Source organism: Amycolatopsis sp. ATCC 39116 (genome assembly GCF_000231075.2).
GTDB lineage: Bacteria > Actinomycetota > Actinomycetes > Mycobacteriales > Pseudonocardiaceae > Amycolatopsis_E > Amycolatopsis_E tucumanensis.
Map to the genome: position 1 here is coordinate 215,157 of NZ_AFWY03000007.1, position 19,865 is coordinate 235,021.

Annotated in this window: 24 protein-coding genes; 18 read left to right on the forward strand and 6 right to left on the reverse strand. The window is 70.4% G+C overall.

Annotated elements, in window-relative coordinates; genetic code table 11:
- Nucleotides 1–56: 56 nt before the first annotated feature.
- Entirely contained in the window at nucleotides 57–557 is a 501-nt protein-coding gene (locus AMY39116_RS0311330; protein ID WP_020417779.1) for a hypothetical protein, read from the reverse strand.
- 220 nt (nucleotides 558–777) lie between these two features.
- Here AMY39116_RS0311330 and rpmE point away from each other — a divergent pair, with 220 nt between their 5' ends.
- Both rpmE and prfA read left to right on the forward strand, forming a co-directional pair.
- Nucleotides 778–1,008, forward strand: a complete 231-nt coding sequence (rpmE, locus tag AMY39116_RS0311335) for a 50S ribosomal protein L31 (RefSeq protein ID WP_017987296.1) — start codon at nucleotides 778–780, stop codon at nucleotides 1,006–1,008.
- Between the two features lie 82 nt (nucleotides 1,009–1,090).
- Complete coding sequence (prfA, locus tag AMY39116_RS0311340) at nucleotides 1,091–2,170, forward strand: peptide chain release factor 1 (protein WP_020417780.1); 1,080 nt, start codon at nucleotides 1,091–1,093, stop codon at nucleotides 2,168–2,170.
- Between the two features lie 3 nt (nucleotides 2,171–2,173).
- Here the strand turns inward: prfA and AMY39116_RS0311345 are convergent, their stop codons facing one another.
- A complete protein-coding gene (locus AMY39116_RS0311345; RefSeq protein WP_020417781.1) occupies nucleotides 2,174–2,935 on the reverse strand; it encodes an alpha/beta fold hydrolase in 762 nt (253 codons plus the stop codon).
- Nucleotides 2,936–2,994: 59 nt separating this feature from the next.
- On the opposite strand from AMY39116_RS0311345, the gene AMY39116_RS0311350 reads away from it, so the two are divergent.
- The 14 genes from AMY39116_RS0311350 (at nucleotide 2,995) to AMY39116_RS0311415 (ending at nucleotide 14,590) form a co-directional block, all read left to right on the forward strand.
- Complete coding sequence (locus tag AMY39116_RS0311350) at nucleotides 2,995–3,342, forward strand: MerR family transcriptional regulator (protein WP_020417782.1); 348 nt, start codon at nucleotides 2,995–2,997, stop codon at nucleotides 3,340–3,342.
- A 22-nt stretch (nucleotides 3,343–3,364) separates the two neighbouring features.
- Complete coding sequence (prmC, locus tag AMY39116_RS0311355) at nucleotides 3,365–4,228, forward strand: peptide chain release factor N(5)-glutamine methyltransferase (protein WP_020417783.1); 864 nt, start codon at nucleotides 3,365–3,367, stop codon at nucleotides 4,226–4,228.
- Nucleotides 4,229–4,450: 222 nt separating this feature from the next.
- Complete coding sequence (locus AMY39116_RS0311360) at nucleotides 4,451–5,101, forward strand: L-threonylcarbamoyladenylate synthase (protein WP_020417784.1); 651 nt, start codon at nucleotides 4,451–4,453, stop codon at nucleotides 5,099–5,101.
- On the forward strand, nucleotides 5,101–6,261 hold the full coding sequence (locus tag AMY39116_RS0311365; protein ID WP_020417785.1) for a glycosyltransferase family 4 protein: 1,161 nt from the start codon (nucleotides 5,101–5,103) through the stop codon (nucleotides 6,259–6,261). Before AMY39116_RS0311360 ends, AMY39116_RS0311365 begins: the two co-directional genes overlap by 1 nt.
- Nucleotides 6,258–6,689, forward strand: coding sequence for a hypothetical protein (locus tag AMY39116_RS0311370; protein ID WP_020417786.1), 432 nt, complete (start codon nucleotides 6,258–6,260; stop codon nucleotides 6,687–6,689). Before AMY39116_RS0311365 ends, AMY39116_RS0311370 begins: the two co-directional genes overlap by 4 nt.
- 370 nt (nucleotides 6,690–7,059) lie before the next feature.
- Nucleotides 7,060–7,842, forward strand: a complete 783-nt coding sequence (gene atpB / locus AMY39116_RS0311375; protein ID WP_027935824.1) for a F0F1 ATP synthase subunit A — start codon at nucleotides 7,060–7,062, stop codon at nucleotides 7,840–7,842.
- Between the two features lie 63 nt (nucleotides 7,843–7,905).
- Nucleotides 7,906–8,163: a F0F1 ATP synthase subunit C gene (locus AMY39116_RS0311380; RefSeq protein ID WP_020417788.1), complete on the forward strand. Its 258-nt coding sequence runs from the start codon at nucleotides 7,906–7,908 to the stop codon at nucleotides 8,161–8,163.
- Between the two features lie 29 nt (nucleotides 8,164–8,192).
- On the forward strand, nucleotides 8,193–8,747 hold the full coding sequence (locus AMY39116_RS0311385; RefSeq protein WP_017987306.1) for a F0F1 ATP synthase subunit B: 555 nt from the start codon (nucleotides 8,193–8,195) through the stop codon (nucleotides 8,745–8,747).
- A gap of 11 nt (nucleotides 8,748–8,758) precedes the next feature.
- Nucleotides 8,759–9,577, forward strand: coding sequence for a F0F1 ATP synthase subunit delta (locus AMY39116_RS0311390; RefSeq protein WP_027935825.1), 819 nt, complete (start codon nucleotides 8,759–8,761; stop codon nucleotides 9,575–9,577).
- A 49-nt stretch (nucleotides 9,578–9,626) separates the two neighbouring features.
- A complete protein-coding gene (gene atpA, locus AMY39116_RS0311395; RefSeq protein WP_020417790.1) occupies nucleotides 9,627–11,270 on the forward strand; it encodes a F0F1 ATP synthase subunit alpha in 1,644 nt (547 codons plus the stop codon).
- An 8-nt stretch (nucleotides 11,271–11,278) separates the two neighbouring features.
- On the forward strand, nucleotides 11,279–12,226 hold the full coding sequence (locus AMY39116_RS0311400) for a F0F1 ATP synthase subunit gamma (RefSeq protein WP_027935826.1): 948 nt from the start codon (nucleotides 11,279–11,281) through the stop codon (nucleotides 12,224–12,226).
- Nucleotides 12,227–13,651: a F0F1 ATP synthase subunit beta gene (gene atpD / locus AMY39116_RS0311405; protein ID WP_017987310.1), complete on the forward strand. Its 1,425-nt coding sequence runs from the start codon at nucleotides 12,227–12,229 to the stop codon at nucleotides 13,649–13,651.
- Nucleotides 13,652–13,765: 114 nt separating this feature from the next.
- Complete coding sequence (locus tag AMY39116_RS0311410) at nucleotides 13,766–14,131, forward strand: F0F1 ATP synthase subunit epsilon (protein WP_027935827.1); 366 nt, start codon at nucleotides 13,766–13,768, stop codon at nucleotides 14,129–14,131.
- 24 nt (nucleotides 14,132–14,155) lie between these two features.
- Nucleotides 14,156–14,590 (forward strand): DUF2550 domain-containing protein, encoded by a 435-nt coding sequence (locus AMY39116_RS0311415; protein ID WP_020417793.1) that lies wholly within the window; start codon nucleotides 14,156–14,158, stop codon nucleotides 14,588–14,590.
- Nucleotide 14,591: 1 nt separating this feature from the next.
- Here AMY39116_RS0311415 and AMY39116_RS0311420 read toward each other — a convergent pair whose 3' ends face one another.
- From AMY39116_RS0311420 to AMY39116_RS0311430, 3 genes are all read right to left on the reverse strand, one after another.
- The gene (locus tag AMY39116_RS0311420) at nucleotides 14,592–15,038 is read right to left on the reverse strand and encodes a protein-tyrosine phosphatase family protein (RefSeq protein WP_020417794.1); all 447 of its coding nucleotides are present in this window, start codon (nucleotides 15,036–15,038) and stop codon (nucleotides 14,592–14,594) included.
- A gap of 71 nt (nucleotides 15,039–15,109) precedes the next feature.
- Complete coding sequence (locus AMY39116_RS0311425) at nucleotides 15,110–15,682, reverse strand: cob(I)yrinic acid a,c-diamide adenosyltransferase (protein WP_017987314.1); 573 nt, start codon at nucleotides 15,680–15,682, stop codon at nucleotides 15,110–15,112.
- A gap of 10 nt (nucleotides 15,683–15,692) precedes the next feature.
- A complete protein-coding gene (locus AMY39116_RS0311430) occupies nucleotides 15,693–17,198 on the reverse strand; it encodes an insulinase family protein (RefSeq protein WP_020417795.1) in 1,506 nt (501 codons plus the stop codon).
- 153 nt (nucleotides 17,199–17,351) lie between these two features.
- Between AMY39116_RS0311430 and murA the strand changes: the two genes are divergently transcribed.
- Both murA and AMY39116_RS0311440 read left to right on the forward strand, forming a co-directional pair.
- Nucleotides 17,352–18,626, forward strand: coding sequence for a UDP-N-acetylglucosamine 1-carboxyvinyltransferase (gene murA / locus AMY39116_RS0311435; RefSeq protein ID WP_020417796.1), 1,275 nt, complete (start codon nucleotides 17,352–17,354; stop codon nucleotides 18,624–18,626).
- Between the two features lie 38 nt (nucleotides 18,627–18,664).
- Nucleotides 18,665–19,186 (forward strand): Uma2 family endonuclease, encoded by a 522-nt coding sequence (locus AMY39116_RS0311440; protein WP_255346842.1) that lies wholly within the window; start codon nucleotides 18,665–18,667, stop codon nucleotides 19,184–19,186.
- Nucleotide 19,187: 1 nt separating this feature from the next.
- On the opposite strand, the gene AMY39116_RS0311445 is transcribed toward AMY39116_RS0311440, so the two are convergent.
- Entirely contained in the window at nucleotides 19,188–19,817 is a 630-nt protein-coding gene (locus tag AMY39116_RS0311445; RefSeq protein ID WP_020417798.1) for a LysE family translocator, read from the reverse strand.
- Nucleotides 19,818–19,865 lie beyond the last annotated feature (48 nt).

Sequence of the window (19,865 nt, forward strand, 5' to 3'; positions counted from 1 at the left end):
TAGCACGCGAAACGGCCACCCTCCCCCAGGAAGGGTGGCCGTTTTCGTTGTGGTTCCTACTGGTGGGGGACAGCGGCCGGGGTCCAGCCGCGGTAGTTGCTGTAGTAGCTGTAGCCGCCCTGGGCCTTGGTGAGGTGCCCGATCTTGCCGCCGACGCTGGTCGCGTAGAACCCGCCGGCGCCGTCGGAGATGCCGACGTGCCCGTAGTTGCTGATGTTCCAGTACACGAACGCGCCCAGTGGCGGGTTGCGGTCACCGGCGTGCTTGGGGCTGGCGCCGAACCAGTGCGCGTTGGCCGAGGCCCATACCCCGGTGGTGCCGTAGGCGTTCTCCACGGCCTTCTCGCACAGGCCCTGGTAGGCGGTGCTGCCGATGCGGGCCTTGAACCACGCGACGGCGCCCGCCGGTGTGCCGTCGCCGGCGGCGAGAATCGAGACGTCGCTGTTCGGGGCGACGGTGGCGAGGGTGGCGGCCTGGCTCGTGGCCGGCACGAGGGCGAGTGCCGTGGCGGCGAGCGCGGCGACGGCGGCGGACTTGGCGGTGCGCGAAAGTGACATCGGCTCCTCCTCACCCGGCGGGTCCGGGTCTCGGCCAGGAGCCTCGCGTGCGCCCGTACAAAACCCGTACACGTCCCGTACCCGGAATATGCGCCGCCCGGGGGGCGTTGACCTGCATGTCAGCGCGTCTGGCAGAATCAATCCGCTAACGTCCGGCTCCGGTTCACCCCACGTGTCGAAGAACGCCGCGGGGACCCGGCGGCCACCGAGAGAGGACTCCATGAAGAGCGGTATCCACCCCGAGTACGTGCCCACCACCGTCACCTGTGGTTGCGGCAACACCTTCACGACCCGCAGCACCAAGACCTCCGGCGCCATCACGGTCGAAATCTGCTCGAACTGCCACCCCTTCTACACCGGCAAGCAGAAGATCATGGACACCGGTGGCCGGGTCGCGCGCTTCGAGGCGCGCTACGGCAAGCGGGCCGGCAAGAAGGCCGACGCCAAGTAGCTCCACCGCCGGCGCCCACTCCCGACCATCGGGGGTGGGCGCCGCTTTTGTGTCCTGAGGCCATCAAGAGGAAGGTTCGGTCGTGGATTCGTCTTCCCTGCACGGGCTGCTCGCCGAGTACGCCGATCTGGAAAAGCAGCTGGCGGACCCGGCCGTGCACGCCGACCAGGGCCGGGCGCGCAAGCTCGGCCGCCGCTACGCCGAGCTGAGCCCGATCGTCAAGGTCATCAACGAGCTGGACCAGGCGCGGGACGACCTGGGCACCGCGCGTGAGCTGGCCGACGAGGACGCGGGCTTCGCGGCCGAGGCCGAGGAGATCGCGGCGCGCATCCCGCAGCTGGAGTCCCGGCTGACGGAGCTGCTGCTGCCGCGCGACCCGTACGACGGCTCGGACGTCCTGATGGAGATCAAGTCCGGTGAGGGCGGCGAGGAGTCGGCCCTGTTCGCCGGCGACCTGCTGCGCATGTACCTGCGCTACGCCGAGCGGCACGGCTGGAAGGCCGAGGTGCTCGACGCGGTGCACTCCGACCTCGGCGGCTACAAGGACGTCACGGTCGCGGTAAAAGGAAAGGGCGCCGTGACTTCAGCCGCCGACGGCGTGTGGGCGCGGCTGAAGTTCGAGGGCGGCGTGCACCGCGTGCAGCGCGTGCCTGCGACCGAGTCGCAGGGCCGCATCCACACCTCCGCCGCGGGCGTCCTGATCTACCCGGAGCCGGAGGAGGTCGAGGTCGAGATCGACCCGAACGACCTGCGGATCGACGTGTTCCGGTCGTCCGGCCCCGGCGGGCAGAGCGTCAACACCACCGACTCGGCCGTGCGCGTGACGCACCTGCCCACCGGGATCGTGGTGTCCTGCCAGAACGAGAAGTCGCAGATCCAGAACCGGGCCCGCGCCATCCAGGTGCTGCAGGCGCGGCTGCAGGCGATGGCGGAGGAAGAGGCCGCCGCCAAGGCCGCCGACGCGCGGAAGTCGCAGGTCCGGACGGTCGACCGCTCCGAGCGGGTGCGCACCTACAACTTCCCGGAGAACCGCATCTCGGACCACCGGGTGAACTACAAGGCGTACAACCTGGACCAGGTCCTGGACGGCGACCTGGACGCCGTGCTCGACGCCCTGGCCGCCGCCGACCGCGAGGAGCGCCTGGCCACCGCGGGCCAGTGACGCCTACCGGTCCAGGAAGTCCCTGATCCGGGCGAGCCACTCGTCGCGGGCCTCGGCCTGCATCGAGTGGCCGCTCGCGATCTCCACGTACTCCGCGCCCGGGATCCCGTCGGCCAGCTCGCGCTGCACGCCGATCGGCACCAGCACGTCCTGCCGCGTGCCGATGACCAGCGCCGGCACGGCGATCCGGCCGAGCTCCGCGCGGGTGTCCACCGACGCAACCAGGTCCACGTGCTCCGGCGTGCCGTCGGGAACGGCCAGCCCGGCCAGCGCGCCCTCCAGTTCCTGCGGCGACAGGGCGTTCAGATACCCGGCTCCCACCGCGGCGAAGGTCAGGAACTTCGCCAGCAGCTCCTTGTTCCCCAGGTCCAGCAGCTCCCGCCAGACGTCCACGGCGAGCCGCATCTGGTTCGTCGGGTGGGCGAACCCCGCAGTCAGCACCAGGCCGGTCACCCGCTCGGGGTGCCGCGTGGCCGCGCGCACCGCGACCGCCGTCCCGAGCGAGTAGCCGAGGATCGTGAAGCGCTCCACGCCTGCGGACACGGCGGTCGCCACCAGGGAGTCGGCCAGACCGTCCAGGGTCAGCGGCTCGTCGCTGCGTGGTGTCGCCCCGCTACCGGGGTAATCCGGGCCGACCACGGTGTGCGTGCCGGCGAGGTCGTCCAGGATCGGGCCGAAGTTCGCCTCGATGCCGCCGCCGGCGCCGTGGGCGAGCAGCAGGCCGGGGCCGGATCCGCGGACGACGTGCGAGAAATGTTCGGTCATGCGGCGACGTTAGGAACTGACACCGGTGTGAAGGTCAACTTTGGAGTGAGCGAGGTCGCATGCGGATCGGGGAGCTGTCCGCCCGGACCGGGGTCAGCCAGCGGTTGCTGCGGTACTACGAGGAGCAGGGGCTCCTGGTGCCGCGCCGGGACGCCAACGGTTACCGGGTCTACGACGACGACGCCGTGGTCACGGTCCGGCAGATCCGCGCGCTGCTGGCGGCCGGGCTGTCGACGTGCGTGATCGCGAAGCTGCTGCCGTGCGCGCGGGGGGAGAAGCCGGACCTGGAGCTGTGCCCGGAGGTGGTGCGCACGCTGCGTGAGCAGCTCGACGCACTGGACGAGCGCATCGACGGTCTCCGCCAGACGCGCGGGGCGCTCGCGGCATACGTCCCCGCGAGCGGATGACCGCTGTGGAAAAGTTGGGTGCGTGAAGCGGCAACCGTTGCGACTGGCGATCCTCGAGGCGATGCGCATCCTGGAGGAGGCGGGGGTGGCGTCTCCGCGCGCCGACGCCGAACTCATCGCCGCGCACGTGCTTGGCGTCGACCGCGGTCGCCTGCCGCTCGTGCCCCTCGTCGACCCGCCCGTGGTCGAGGCCATCGGCAAGCTGGTGGCGCAGCGCGCCAAGCGGGTGCCGCTGCAGCACCTGACCGGGTGGGCCGGGTTCGCCGGCATCACGCTGGACGTCGGGCCCGGCGTCTTCATCCCGCGGCCGGAGACGGAACTGCTGGTCGAGTGGGGGTTGCGGCTCATCCACGGCCGCGAGTACCCGGTGGTGGTCGACCTGTGCACCGGTTCGGGCGCGCTGGCGCTGGCGATCGCGCACGAGCGGCCGGACGCGGTGGTCTACGCCGTGGACATCGACCCGAACGCGCTCGCGTGGGCGCGGCACAACGCGGACAAGCAGGCCGCGGCGGGGGACACGCCGATCCGCCTGTACTCCGGCGACGTCGGGGACAGCACGATCTTCGCCGAGCTGGACGGGCTGGTGGACCTGGTGGTGTGCAACCCGCCGTACGTCCCGCCGGGCGGCGATCTGCCGCCCGAGGTGGTCGACTTCGACCCGCCGCAGGCGGTCTTCGCCCCCGACGGCGGCCTCGCGGTGGTCCGGCAGGCCGTGGCGACCGCCTGCCGGCTCCTCAAGCGCGGCGGCGGAGTGGCCATCGAACACGACGACACGCACGGCTCGGCCGCCCCGGCGCTGGTCGCGTCCCGCAAGGTGCTGACGGACGTCCAGGACCACCGCGACCTCGCCGGACGCCCCCGTTTCGTCACCGCCCTCCGCGGCTGACCCAACCACCGCTCACCACCCCACCCACACCGCCACCCCTGCCGCACCAGCCACCCTCGCCTGCAGCAGCCAACGCGCCACCCGGAGCGGCCACACGCGCGTGACGGCGTCTTGGCCGGTGGGTGCGGTGAGCCGGCCGGTCGCGGGGGCGTGCCGCGCGGGCGGTGCGGTGAGCGCCACCCGCAACCAAGCCGTTACCCGACCGGGAATAGTCTTCACCCCATGAGCGCGGTGTACGACTGCAGCCGTCCGGAGACGCGGGCCGAGGGGCTGGCCGCGGCGGCGAGCGCGGTCCGTTCGGGGCGGCTGGTCGTGCTGCCCACGGACACGGTCTACGGCATCGGGGCGGACGCCTTCGACTCCGCCGCCGTGCGTGCGCTGCTCCGGGCGAAGAACCGCGGCCCGGACCTGCCGGTCGGCGTCCTCGTCGGCTCCTGGTCCACAGTGGACGGTCTGGTGCTCGGCGTTCCGCCGCAGGCACGCGCCCTCATCGAGGCCTTCTGGCCCGGCGATCTGTCCATTGTGCTCCCACACGCGCCGAGCCTGCGCTGGGACCTGGGCACCACCCGCGGCACCGTGATGCTCCGGATGCCGCTGCACCCGGTCGCGCTGGAGCTGCTCCGCGACGTCGGCCCGATGGCCGTCTCCAGCGCCAACGTCGCCGGGCGGTCCCCGGCGTCCAGCGCGCAGGAGGCGCAGGAGCAGCTCGGCGAGTCGGTCTCGGTCTACCTCGACGGCGGGCCCAGTGGCCAGCCGGTGCCCTCGTCGATCGTCGACCTGACCGGCGACGAGCCCGTGCTGCTGCGGGCGGGCGCGGTGAGCGCGGAAGCGGTGAGTGAGGTGCTCGGCGCACCGGTGAAGACCGCGGCCTGATGACCCCCGTAACCACCGCAGGCCTCCCGATCCGGGAGTACATCCTCGTCGGCCTCATCGCCGCGACCCTGACGTTCCTGCTCACCGGCGTCATCCGGCGCCTGGCGATCCGCCTCGGCGCCATCGCCAACCCGCGCGCCCGCGACGTGCACGTCATCCCGATCCCGCGCATGGGCGGCGTCGGCATGTACCTGGGCGTCGTCGGCGGCATGGCGATGGCCCACCAGCTGCCGGTGCTGCGCCGCGCGTTCGACTTCTCCCTCGACCCGGTCGGCGTGCTGATCGGCGGCGGCGTCATCGTGCTGATCGGCGCGCTGGACGACCGCTTCGAGATCGACGCCTGGACCAAGCTCGCAGGCCAGGTGATGTGCGCGGGCATCCTGGTCATCTTCGGCGTGCAGTGGAACGTCTTCTGGGTGCCGTGGGGCGGCAACGGCGACGCGCTCGGCTCGGTGGTCACCCTGGACAACAACCAGGGCGGGCTGCTGATGGTGCTGCTCGTCGTGCTGCTGGTGAACGCGCTGAACTTCGTCGACGGGCTGGACGGCCTCGCCGCCGGGCTCGGGTTCATCGCCGCGGCCGCCACCTGCGCGTTCTCGCTCGGCCTGCTCAACTCCCAGGGCGGCGACGTCGGCGTCTACCCGCCGGCGCTGATCGCCGCCACGCTGGCCGGCGCTTGCCTCGGCTTCCTGCCGCACAACTTCCAGCCCGCGAAGATCTTCATGGGCGACTCCGGCTCGATGATGATCGGCCTGATGCTGGCCGGCGCCACCACCTCGGCCTCCGGCAAGATCAACTACACCCGGTTCGGCGGCTCGGACGCGCTGGCGCTGCTGTCCCCGCTGCTGGTCGTCGTCGCGGTGCTGTTCCTGCCGGTCCTGGACCTGCTGATGGCGGTCGTCCGGCGCACGCGGCGCGGCGAGAGCCCGTTCGCGGCCGACAAGATGCACCTGCACCACCGCCTGCTGGAGATCGGCCACTCGCAGCGCCGCGCGGTGCTGCTGATCTACCTGTGGGCGGGCCTGCTCGGCTTCGGCGCGGTCTCGGTGACGCTGTTCGACACGACGGCGGTACTCTGGATCGTCGGCGCGGGACTCGTCCTCGCCGCGATCGTGTCCGTCATTCCGCGCCTGAGGTCGCGGAACCAGGGAGTGTCATGACCGACAACACCGAGAACCCGCACGCGCAGTCGGTGCTCAAGCTGGCCGACGCGATGCTGCGCTTCGCGCTGTGGCCGGGGCTGGCCACGGTCGTGATCGGCGTGGTCGTGTCGACGATCCTGTCCGGCGTGCCGGGCCTGCTGGGCTCGCTGGTCGGCGGCGCGATCGCGTTCGCGTCGTCCCTGGTCACGCTGTTCATGATGCGCAAGTCGGCCGCGCTGGACCCGTTCATGGTGATGGCGGTGGCGATCGGCGGCTACATCCTCAAGGTGCTGGTGCTGTTCGGCGTCATGACCGCCCTCAAGGGCGTCGACGCGTTCAACCGCTACGCGCTGGCGTTCACCACGCTGGCGGTGATCCTGGTCTGGGCCGCGGCGGAGTTCCTGGCCTTCCGCAAGACCAAGATCCCGACGATCATCCCGAGCTGACTTCCGCAGGTCAGCGCCGGATTCCGGCGGTACTCCGACGGGTGGGAACCCATTAAGGAGTACGCCCGTACGGTGTCGATTTACCGGCTGGTATCGTCCGCACTGTGGAGGTGGGGCCTTCGGGCCGCGCTCCCGATGCGGAACCCGACCGGCAACGTGGCGATCGAGACGGATGGCCCCTGAGCTGGCTCGGCCGATTCTGCCGTCGGAGATCGTAGTGCCGAAACCCCCAGGTGGCTGAAAGTACACGCGTTGTTCACTGAGGGGATCCGCCTCCAAGCACCCGAAACGTATCGGGTACGTTAAGTCCAGATCGTGACGATTCCCCCGGCGGAGTGAACGCCGGCCGGGAGAACCGGAAGGAGCCCAGTTGGGCGCGCTGGTATTGGCCGAGGGCGAAACGTTCGCGCCCCCGGGTGCCGGAGACTTCGACCTGCCGCCGATCTTCCTCGGCGTCACCAAGCCGATGATCCTGGTCGTGCTGTCGGTGATCATCATCGCGGCCTTCTTCCTGCTGACCTCGCGCAAGCTGAAGGTCGTGCCGGGCAAGGCGCAGTTCGCCGCCGAGTACGTCTACGACTTCGCGCGCAACGGCATCGCGCGTGAGCAGATCGGGTCGAAGGACTTCAAGCCGTTCATCCCGCTGGTGCTGACGCTGTTCAGCTTCGTGCTGATCAACAACCTGTTCGGGATCATCCCGATCTTCCAGTTCCCGACGTTCTCGCACATCGGTTTCCCGATCGCGCTGTCGCTGCTGGTGGTCTACCCGGTGTACCACTACGTCGGGTTCAAGCGGCACGGCTTCGTGGGCTACCTCAAGCACGCGACCGTCCCGCCGGGCGCGCCAGGCCCGATCTACATCCTGCTGACGCCGATCGAGTTCCTGCAGAAGTTCGTCCTCAACCCGCTCACCCTGGCGGTCCGGGTGTTCGCCGCGATGTTCGCAGGCCACCTGATCCTGCTGGTGTTCACGCTCGCGGGCGAGTTCCTGCTGCTCCACGCGGGCGGGGTCTTCAAGCCCATCTCGCTGGTCTCGTGGGCGTTCGCCATCCTGATGACCTTCGTGGAAGCGCTGATCCAGGTGATCCAGGCGTATGTGTTCGCCGTGCTGTCGGCGAACTACATCGGCGCCGCGCTCGCCGAAGACCACTAGAAGAAAACGAACCGAAAAGCCCCCGATCCGCGTGGTAGCGGACCGAGTGAAAGGGAAACGCAAGTGAGCAACATCGTTCTTGCCCAGGCCGCCGAGACCGCTGTCAACCTCAACCCGGGTCTCGCCGCCATCGGCTACGGTCTGGGCGCGATCGGCCCGGGCATCGGTGTGGGTCTGATCTGGGCCGCCGTCATCAACGGCACCGCCCGTCAGCCGGAGGCCCAGGGCAAGCTCATGGGTATCGCCTGGACCACCTTCGTGCTTACCGAGGTGCTCGCCCTGATCGGTCTGGTCGTCTACTTCATCGCCTCCGCCGCCTGAGTTAACCGCTCACCGCTGAAGGAGTCGTTGTGGTGAAGACCCAGATCGTGCTGGCCGCGGAAGAGGCGCCGAACCCGGTGCTGCCGCATCTCAGCGAGATCATCCTCGGCCTGGTGGCCTTCCTGATCCTGCTGTGGCTGCTCAAGAAGTTCGCCGTGCCGCGCTTCGAGAAGATGTACGAAGAGCGCACGGCGGCCATCGAGGGTGGCATCGCCAAGGCGGAGAAGGCACAGGCCGAAGCCGAAGAGGCGCTCGCGAAGTACCAGGCACAGCTCAAGGACGCCTACTCCGAGGCCGCCAAGATCCGTGACGACGCTCGCCTCGAGGCGGAGCGGATCAAGGAGGAGCTGCGGGCCGAGGCCCAGGACGAGGCCGCCCGGATCATCGCCCAGGGCCACGCCGCGCTGCAGGCCCAGAAGGCACAGATCGTCACGGAGCTGCGCAACGAGCTGGGCCGCAACTCGATCGAGCTGGCGAGCCGGATCGTCGGGGAGCACCTCGAGGACGAGGTCCGTCGCCGTGGCACGGTCGACCGGTTCCTCGCCGAGCTCGGCAGCAGCGCCGGTAACGGAGCAGGAAAGTAGTCCAGATGACGCTGACGCTGCACGCCGCGAGCCGCGAAGCGCTCGCCTCCGCCGAGACCCGGCTCGCCGAGGTCAGCGGCGAGGCCGGCGCGGACTCGGCCGCCCTCGGCAACGAGCTGCTGGCCGTGGTCGACCTGCTCGGCAGGGAGATCGGGCTGCGCCGCGCGGTCGCCGACGCCTCGTCCGACCCGGAGGCCCGCACCCGGCTGGTCCGCGCGCTGCTGACCGGCAAGGTGTCCGAGCAGGCCCTGCGCGTGCTCGACGCCGTGGTCGCGGCCCGCTGGTCCAGCCCGCGGGAACTGGTCGACGGGGTCGAGTCGCTCGGCCGCAACGCGCTGCTCACCAGCGCGGAGAAGGCCGGGAAGCTCGACGCCGTCGAGGACCAGTTGTTCCGGATCGCCCGTATCGTGGTGAGCAACCCGGAGCTGGAGCAGACGCTGTCCGACCAGACGGCACCCGGTGACGCGAAGCGCAGGCTGGTGCGCGAGCTGCTGCAGAGCAAGGTGGACGACATCACCCTTGCCCTGGTGGAGCAGGTCGTGGGCCGGTCGGCGGGCCGCAGCGTCGGGTTCAACCTGGACCAGCTGGTCAAGCTGGCCGCGCAGCGCCGCGAGCGCTCGGTCGCGTACGTCACGAGCGCGAGCGAGCTGTCCGCGGAGCAGCGGGAGCGGCTGGCCGAGCAGCTGCGCCGGATCTACGGGCGGCCGATCGGGCTGCACGTCGAGGTCGACGCCCGCCTCGGTGGCGGGCTCGTCGTCCGGGTGGGCGACGAGGTCATCGACGGCAGCACCGCCGGCCGGATCGCCGAGCTGCGCAGGCAGCTGGCCTGACACCACACAAGACTTTGCACACCTGCAGGAACGAGAGAGCGGGAACGACATGGCGGAGCTGACGATCTCCTCGGACGAGATCCGTAGCGCGATCGAGAACTACGTCTCGAGTTACTCACCCGAAGTCAACCGGGAAGAGGTCGGCGTCGTCGTGGACACCGGCGACGGCGTTGCCCACGTCGAGGGTCTGCCCTCGACCATGGCCAACGAGCTGCTGGAGTTCCCCGGCGGGATCCTCGGCGTGGCCCAGAACCTGGAGCCGCGCCAGATCGGTGTCGTCATCCTCGGCAACTACGAGAAGATCGAAGAGGGTCAGGAGGTCAAGCGGACCGGCCAGATCCTCTCGATCCCGGTCGGCGAGGGCTTCCTGGGCCGCGTCATCGACCCGCTCGGCAAGCCGATCGACGGGCTCGGCGACATCGTTGCCGAGGACCGCCGCGCGCTCGAGCTGCAGGCCGCCTCGGTCGTGCAGCGCCAGCCGGTGTCCGAGCCGCTGCAGACCGGCATCACCGCGATCGACGCGATGACCCCGATCGGCCGCGGCCAGCGCCAGCTGATCATCGGTGACCGCAAGACGGGCAAGACCGCGGTCTGCGTCGACACGATCATCAACCAGAAGGCCAACTGGGCGACCGGCGATCCGAGCAAGCAGGTCCGCTGCATCTACGTCGCGGTCGGCCAGAAGGGCTCCACCATCGCCGGTGTCCGCAAGTCCCTCGAGGACGCGGGAGCGCTGGAGTACACCACCATCGTCGCGGCCCCCGCGTCGGACTCCGCCGGCTTCAAGTGGCTGGCCCCCTACACCGGTTCGGCGCTGGGCCAGCACTGGATGTACCAGGGCAAGCACGTCCTGATCGTGTTCGACGACCTGAGCAAGCAGGCCGACGCCTACCGCGCCCTGTCGCTGCTGCTGCGCCGCCCGCCGGGCCGCGAGGCGTTCCCCGGCGACGTCTTCTACTTGCACTCCCGGCTGCTCGAGCGCTGCGCGAAGCTGTCGGACGAGCTGGGCGGCGGCTCGCTGACCGGTCTGCCGGTCATCGAGACCAAGGCCAACGACATCTCGGCCTACATCCCCACCAACGTCATCTCGATCACCGACGGGCAGTGCTTCTTCCAGTCCGACCTGTTCAACTCGGGCCAGCGCCCCGCGGTCGACGTGACCACCTCGGTTTCCCGAGTCGGTGGTGACGCGCAGATCAAGGCGATGAAGACGGTGTCCGGTTCGCTGCGGATCGACCTGTCCCAGTACCAGGAGCTGCAGGCGTTCGCCGCCTTCGCCTCCGACCTGGACCCGACCTCGCGCGCCCAGCTGGACCGCGGTGCCCGCCTGTACGAGGTGCTCAAGCAGCCGCAGTACTCGCCGGTCCCGGTCGAGCAGCAGGTCGTCACCGTGTTCCTCGGCACCAAGGGGCACTTCGACGACGTGCCGGTGGAGGACGTGGCTCGCTTCAACACCGAGCTGCTGGAGAACATCCGCCACAAGCACGACGACATCCTCGCCGAGATCCGCGACAAGGGTAAGTGGACCGACGAGCTCGCCGAGCGCGTCGCCGCCGCGGCCGCCGAGTTCAAGAAGGGCTTCACCACCTCTTCCGGTGAGCAGCTCGTGAACGAGGCCGAGGCCGAGGCGATGGACGCCGACAAGGTGGGGCAGGAGACCGTCAAGGTCAACAAGCCCGCCCCGACGAAGTGACCGGATAGCTGATGGCGCAACTTCGCGAGCTCCGGGCAAAGATCCGGGCGACGAAATCGATCGGCAAGATCACCAAGGCGATGGAACTGATCGCCACCTCGCGGATCGGCCGTGCCCAGGCGCGGGTCGAGGCTTCGCGCCCGTACGCCGAGGAGATCACCAAGGTGCTCTCCGCGCTGGCGGGCGGGGCCGCGAGCCTCGACGACCCGTTCCTCGTCGAGCGGCCCAACCCCAAGCGGGCGGCCGTGCTGGTGGTGACCAGTGACAAGGGCCTCTGCGGTGGTTACAACACCAACGTGCTGCGGGCCGCCGAGGAGCTGCTCTCGCTGCTGCGCTCCGAGGGCAAGGAGCCGCAGGTCTACGTCATCGGCGGCAAGGGCCTGAACTACTACCGGTTCCGCAACCGCGAGGTCGTCGACAGCTGGACCGGCTTCTCGGACCAGCCGCACTACGAGAACGCCGCCGCCGCGGGCGAGACGCTGACCAAGGCGTTCCTCGCCGGCGCGGACGACGACGCGAACGGGCCGGGCGAGGACGGCATCCTCGGCGTGGACGAGGTGCACATCGTGTACACCCAGTTCAAGTCGATGCTGACCCAGACCCCGGTCGCCAAGCGGATGGCGCCCCTCGAGGTCGAGTACACCGAGGAGGGTGCCGAGCCCGCCGCTGGCGAGATCCTCCCAGCGTACGAGTTCGAGCCCAGCGCGGACCGGCTGCTGTCGGCCCTGCTGCCGAAGTACATCAACACGCGGATCTTTTCGGCTCTGCTCGAGTCGGCCGCTTCCGAGCTGGCCGCCCGGCGCACCGCCATGAAGTCGGCGTCGGACAACGCCAGCGAGCTGGTGGAGACCTACACCCGGCTGGCGAACCAGGCGCGGCAGGCCCAGATCACGCAGGAGATCAGCGAAATCGTCGGTGGGGCCGATGCGCTCGCCGCTGTAGGAAGTGATGAGTAGATGACCACCACTGAAACCCGGACCAAGGGCCGGATCGTCTCGGTGACCGGCCCGGTCGTCGACGTGGAGTTCCCGCGCGGCGCCGTGCCCGAGCTGTTCAACGCGCTGAAGGTCGAGGTCGAGTTCGAGCAGCTGCGCAAGACGATCACCCTCGAGGTCGCGCAGCACCTCGGCGACAACCTCGTCCGCACGATCTCGCTGGCCCCGCAGGACGGTCTCGTCCGCGGCGCCGAGGTGATCGACACCGGCGCCCCGATCTCGGTGCCGGTCGGCGACGAGGTCAAGGGCCACGTCTACAACGCGCTGGGCGACTGCCTCGACCAGCCGGGCTACGGCGCGGACCTGGAGCGCTGGAGCATCCACCGTAAGCCCCCGGCGTTCGACCAGCTCGAGGGCAAGACCGAGATGCTGGAGACCGGCCTCAAGGTCATCGACCTGCTCACCCCGTACGTGCAGGGTGGCAAGATCGGCCTGTTCGGCGGCGCCGGCGTCGGCAAGACGGTTCTGATCAAGGAAATGATCACCCGTGTCGCCCGGAACTTCGGTGGCACCTCGGTGTTCGCCGGCGTCGGCGAGCGCACCCGTGAGGGCACCGACCTGTTCCTGGAGATGAGCGAGGACGGCGTCATCAACGACACCGCGCTCGTCTTCGGCCAGATGGACGAGCCGCCGGGCACCCGTATGCGCGTCGCGCTGTCCGCGCTGACGATGGCGGAGTACTTCCGCGACGTCAAGAACCAGGACGTGCTGCTGTTCATCGACAACATCTTCCGGTTCACCCAGGCCGGTTCCGAGGTGTCGACCCTGCTGGGCCGCATGCCCTCGGCGGTGGGTTACCAGCCGACGCTGGCCGACGAGATGGGTGAGCTGCAGGAGCGGATCACCTCGACCAAGGGCCGTTCGATCACCTCGATGCAGGCGATCTACGTGCCGGCGGACGACTACACCGACCCGGCCCCGGCCACCACGTTCGCCCACCTGGACGCCACCACCGAGCTTTCCCGGTCGGTGTTCCAGAAGGGCATCTTCCCGGCGGTGGACCCGCTGGCCTCCACCTCGACGATCCTCGACCCGGCCATCGTCGGCGAGGACCACTACCGGGTGGCCTCCGAGGTCATCCGGATCCTGCAGAAGTACAAGGAGCTGCAGGACATCATCGCGATCCTCGGTATGGACGAGCTGTCCGAAGAGGACAAGCTGACCGTGCAGCGGGCCCGTCGGATCGAGCGGTTCCTGTCGCAGAACATGCTCGTCGCCGAGCAGTTCACCGGCCAGCCGGGCTCGACCGTGCCGCGCGCGGAGACCGTCGAGGCGTTCGACAAGATCAGCAAGGGTGAGTTCGACCACTACCCGGAGCAGGCGTTCCTGGGCATCGGTGGCCTCGAGGACCTCGAGAAGAAGTACAAGGAACTCACCGGCAAGTGATGTCGGGACGACGGCGGGGCGGGTGTCCTTTATGGACTCTCACCCCGCCGTTGTCGTAACCGGTCGCGAACCTATTAGACTGCGCTCATCGGCGCGGGAACGAAGGAGAACCACGTGGCTGAGATGACCGTCGAGCTTGTCGCCGTCGAACGCCGTCTCTGGTCCGGTCAGGCGACGTTCGTGGTCGCGCAGACCACCGAGGGTGAGATCGGCCTGATGCCGGGTCACGAGCCGGTACTCGGTCAGCTCGTCGAGGGTGGTGTCGTCAAGGTGACGACCACGGACGGTGAGACCGTCCGCGCCGCGGTCCACGGTGGCTTCCTGTCCGTGACCGCCGAGCGGGTGAGCATCCTCGCCGAGTCGGCCGAGCTCGCCGACGAGATCGACGTCGAGGCCGCCCGGTCCGCGCTGAGCGGTGAGGACGAGGCCGAGCGGGCCAGAGCAACCGCCCGGCTCCGCGCGGCCGGCCAGTCGGTCTGACCCGGCGACGAGCAGGAGCCGGCCGTGGAAATCACCCTCGTTGTCCTGGTCGTCCTGCTCGGTCTTGCCGTCGTCGCGTTCTGGTACAGCTTCCGCTGGGGGCGGATGCGGCGGCAGGGCGGCGTGAGCGTCGCGTTGCGCTGGGACCCGGACAACGCCCGTGCGGGCTGGCACCTGGGTCTGGGGCGCTACGAGGGTGAGGTGTTCGCCTGGTACCGGGTGTGGAGCTTGCGCACCGGCCCGGACCGGGTGTTCGAACGTGAGACGTTGATGATCGCGGACCGCCGCGACCCGGTCGGCACCGAGGCGTATGCGGTGCCCTCGGACGCGACGGTCCTGCGCTGCGAGTCGGCCCTCCAGGAGCCCATCGAGATCGCGATGGGCCCGGACGCGCTGACCGGGTTCCTGTCCTGGCTGGAGTCCGCTCCGCCGGGCCGCCAGATCCCGCGCGCTTCTTGATCTAGCCCGGGGTGAACCGGCGTACCCATCGGCGTTGCCCCGGCGTTTCGACCGCGCGGGGGTGGTGGTGCTGCCGCGTCCAGGCAACAGCCTCAGCGGGGTCCACGCCGCTCAGAACGGCGAGGCAGGCGATGACCGTGCCGGTTCGCCCGACCCCACCCGCACAGGCGACCTCGACCGCTTCGCCGCCGCGTGCCCGCTCGTGCAGGGCGCGGATCTCCCGGACAGCGGCGTCCTCGTCGCGGGGCAGCCGGAAGTCCGGCCAGTCCAGCCAGGTGTGCGGCCACCCCAGATTGGCGTCGTGTTCGCGGCGCAGCCGCGCGGAGCCCAGGTAGAGGCCGAATTGGGGCGCCGGGCCGGTCGGCTGGGGGCGGCGCAGGCCGCGTCCGCGGACCCAGGACCCGTCCGGCAGCCGGATGCTGCCCGGCAGGGGTGCGTTGTCGCTCATGGCACGAACCTAGATCGCCGTGCGGGCGGCGGACATGCGGATGACCGCAGGCTCGCCGCGAATCGGACCGGTCAGGCCTCTCCGCCGGGCTTCCAGAGCACGTCGCCGTCCGGGTTGGCCAGCCGGGCCAGGATGAAGAGCAGGTCGGAGAGCCGGTTGAGGTACTTCACGGCCAGCACGTTCGTGCGGTCCGCGTCCGCCTCCACCAGCGCCCACCCGGCCCGTTCGGCCCGCCGGCTCACCGTGCGCGCCTGGTGCAGGAACGCCGCGCCCGGGGTGCCGCCCGGCAGGATGAACGACGTCAGCTTCGGCAGGCGCTCGTTGAACTCGTCGCACCAGCCTTCGAGCCGCTCGATGTAGGCCTCGGTGATGCGCAGCGGCGGGAACTCCGGGTCCGGCACCACCGGCGAGCACAGGTCGGCGCCGACGTCGAACAGGTCGTTCTGCACGCGGCGCAGCACCACCGCGATCTCCTCGTCGAGACCGCCCATCGCGAGCGCCAGCCCGACCACCGAGTTCGTCTCGTCGACGTCGGCGTAGGCCGCCAGCCGCGGGTCGGTCTTCGGCACGCGCGAGCCGTCGCCGAGCGCGGTCGTGCCGTTGTCGCCGACCCTGGTGTACACGCGGTTGATCCGTACCGGCATACCGAGAACCTTACGACTGCTCGAACAACCGCATGGCCTCCGGCGCTTCGAAACACACCGCGGAATCGATTCGCGCCCGCAGGTCCCGCACCAGTGCCCGGCCGCCGCGCCAGTCGCCCGGCCGCACGGTGATCGCCCCGCCGTGCGTGCCGAACAGGTGCAGGATCGGCAGCTGCCCGTCCGTGTGCTCGATGCCGACCCCGGCGAGGTCGTCGAACCGCACGACGGCCGCCGGTGACGGGTTCTGCCCGAAATACGTGGACAGGCCCTCCTCGCCCACCACGAGCCGGTAGCCGCGCGGCGCGGTCGAACCGACCAGCGCCCGCTTCATTTCCCGGCCGGGCGGCGCGGGCAGCGGGCTGCCCGGCAGTTCCGGCAGGTCACGCGGCACGTGCCGCTCCGGCGCGCACAGCACCAGCCGTCCGGCCAGCTCGCGGGCCGCTGCCGCGACCGCAGCCGGGTCGAGCCCGGCCAGCACGCGCTGCTGGTGCTCCGCGGCCGACGGCCAGCCGGTCAGCTCGCTCATCGCCGCGTCGAACGCCCGGTAGACCGCGAAATCCCGCTCGGCGACCTCCTCGGCGAGCCCGGCCCGGTCGACGGCCAGTTCCTCCGCCGTCGGACCGCTGCGGCCCAGCTCGGCCAGCTCGGTGCGGATGGCGTCGACGACCCGGGCGGCCTGCTTGTCCGGCACGTCGGTGCCGAAGCCGAGGACGGCCCGGCGCGCGTCGACCATCTGGTGGTCGAAGGCGATGTCGTAGACCAGGCCCTCGAGGTGCCGCAGGCGGTCGGTGAGGCGGTGGATGAGGATGCCGGCCGCGCACGCGACCTCCGCGGTCCACTCGACCAGCGCGCAGCCCACGACGCCGTTGGGGATGCTCGTCTGCGCCGGGGTGGGCAGGTCGAACGGCTCGGCGGTCACCGGCTGCCGCGGCGGGCCCGGGGGCAGCGGGAGCTTCAGACCGGCCGGGGGAGGGCCGGACAGCACGAGCGCGGCGTTGCCGCGGTGGAACCAGCGCGCGCACCACTCGCGCGCCTGCTCGGGGCCGGCGTGAACGGCGGCCAGCTGGACGTTGCCGGTCAGGCCGAACGCCCGGTTGCCGAACCACAGCGCCGACGGCAGCCACGCGGTCACGCCCGGGCCGTCGTTGCCGCGCTCCTCGGCCAGCAGCACGCCGCGCTCCAGCCGCAACGGCCCGGTGTCCAGGTCCGCCAGCGACTCGCACACGCGCCGCAGGTGCTCCGCCACGGTCTCCGGGCTGCTCGTGACGTCGAAACTGGTGTGCAGGACCTCGGTGGAGGCGTTGTTGTCGTAGCGGCTCGTGCGCACGCGCCGCATCGCCAGGTGCTCGACGAGGTGCGTGATCCCGGTCTGCAGGAACGACTCGTGGGCGAGCCCGACCCCGAACAGCAGGCTCGCGCTGAGCCTGCCCGGCTGGTCGGTCCAGAAGACCGGCACGCCGTCGATCTCGGCCCGGTGCACCTCGGGCAGGGACGGAGGCGCGGGCGGGGTCAACATTTCGCTCAAGGTTCCCCCAGTCGAGTGGGACGCACGGGCGCGTTATCGCCGCGAGGGAGCACAGTGTTTCACACGATAGTGCGAACTCGGTCGCCCTCTGTTATGTCCCGCCCCTCCGTTCGAGTGCCTGAACCGGAAGGCATGATGACGGCCATGAGCGAGCACTTCGACGTGCACGGTGGTGCGCGGCTGGTGGGCGAGGTCGAGGTCGTCGGAGCCAAGAACAGTGTTCTGAAGCTGATGGCGGCCGCACTCCTCGCCGAGGGCACCACCACCATCACCAACTGCCCGCAGATCCTGGACGTCCCGCTGATGGCGGACGTGCTGCGCAGCGTCGGGTGCGAGGTGGTCCTGGACGGCGACACCGCGAAGATCACGACCCCGTCCGAGCTGTCCCACCGGGCCGACTCGCCCGCGATGGGCAAGCTGCGTGCGTCCGTGTGCGTGCTCGGCCCGCTGGTCGGCCGCCTGAAGCAGGCCGTGGTCGCGTTGCCCGGCGGTGACGCGATCGGGTCCCGGCCGCTGGACATGCACCAGAACGGGCTGCGCGCGCTGGGCGCGACGAGCACCATCGAGCACGGGTGCGTCGTCGCCACCGCCGACCACCTCAAGGGCGCCCAGATCTGGCTGGACTTCCCGAGCGTGGGCGCGACCGAGAACATCCTGATGGCCGCGGTGCTGGCCGAGGGCACGACAGTGATTGACAACGCCGCGCGCGAGCCGGAGATCGTCGACATCTGCGTGATGCTGAACCAGATGGGCGCGAAGATCGAGGGCGCCGGGACGTCGACGCTGACCGTGCACGGCGTCACCGAGCTGCACCCCACCGAGCACCGCGTGATCGGCGACCGGATCGTGGGCGCGACGTGGGCCTTCGCGGCCGCGATGACCCGCGGTGACCTGACGGTGAAGGGCGTCAACCCGCACCACCTGGACCTGGTGCTGGAGAAGCTGCGGATGGCCGGCGCCGAGATCACGACGTTCGACGAGAGCGGTTTCCGGGTGGTGCAGGACGACCGGCCCAAGGCGGTCGACTTCGTGACGCTGCCCTACCCGGGGTTCGCCACCGACCTGCAGCCGTTCGCCGTCGCGTTGTCCGCGGTGTCCGAGGGCACCTCGATGATCACGGAGAACGTGTACGAGGCGCGGTTCCGGTTCATCGAGGAGATGGTGCGCCTGGGCGCCGACGCCCGGACGGACGGCCACCACGCGGTGGTCCGCGGGGTCGAGAAGCTGTCCTCCGCGCCGGTCTGGGCGTCCGACATCCGGGCGGGCGCGGGCCTGGTGCTGGCCGGCCTGTGCGCCGACGGGGTCACCGAGATCTGGGACGTGTTCCACATCGACCGCGGATACCCGTACTTCGTCGAGAACCTGAACCGGCTGGGCGCGCGCGTGGAGCGGGTCGTCGGCGCGGCGGAGCGCTGCTGACCGCGCTGCCCGGATGGCTGGCGCTACCGCCGGAAGGGCTGACACACGAGGAGCACCAGGCGCTGCCCGAGGAAGTGCGCGCCCGGCTCGAAATCGTCGACGGCGCTGTGGTGGTGCGGCCCGCGCCGCCGAGGGCGCACGAGCAGGTCGTGCGCAACCTCGTGTCCGTGCTGACCGCGGCTCGCCCCGTGGGCTACGAGGTCGACACCGGCGTCGGCCTCCTGCTCCGGGAAGTGCCGCTGCTCAACCGCAGGCCGGATCTGGTGGTGCACGACTCGCCGGACCGGGCGGCTCCGGCGCCGGAGCACTGCCTGCTGGTCGCCGAGGTGGTGTCCCGGGATTCGCTGGCCGCGGACCGCACGAGCAAGCCGGCCCACTACGCGGCCACGGGTGTCCCGCACTTCTGGCGGATCGAGAGCCTGGACAGCGGCGAGCTCCAGCTCTTCCGCTACCGCCTCGACCCCACCACTCGTGTCTACGCCTCTGCGGGTGTGGACACCGGCAAGGTCAGCCTCCACGACCCGTTCCCCGTCACGATCGACCTCGCCGCGCTGCTCTGACTCACTCCGCGGCCAGGCCGACGCCGAAGCCGATCAGCGCCGTGCCGGTCACCGCGTCCATCGCGCGGCGGACGCGTCGCCGGTTCAGCCAGCCCTTCGCCCAGCGGACCAGGAACAGCAGCGTCAGCTGCCACACCGTGCCGACCACCAGCACCGTGTACGCCAGCAGCAGCGCCTCGCCCGCGCCGGTCGTCGCCGGGTCCAGGAACTGCGGCAGCACCGACAGGTAGAACGCCATCACCTTCGGGTTGGTGATGTTCGACAGGAACCCTTCGCGGAACCGCCGCAGCCCGCTCGCCCGGCGCCGGTCCAGCTCGTCCAGCGCGTCGTAGTTCCCGCGCCACGCGCCGCGCAGCGCCTGGAACCCCAGCCAGCACAGGTAGGCGACCCCGGCCCACCGCACGGTCTCGAACAGTGGCCGCACCTGCACGATCAGCGTGCCCAGTCCGAGCCCGACCGCGGTGGCCTGCACCAGGTTGCCCAGGGCGATGCCGGAACAGGTGAACAACCCGCCCCGCGCGCCGCCGGCCAGCGCGTTCTTCAGCACGACCATCGTGTCCGGACCCGGCACCACCGCGATCAGCAGGGCGAACACCAGGTAACTCGCGTACAGGCTCCACGTCACACCCACGAGGCTAACTCGGCCGTCATGATGGGGTCAGGCTGATTTCGCACCCAG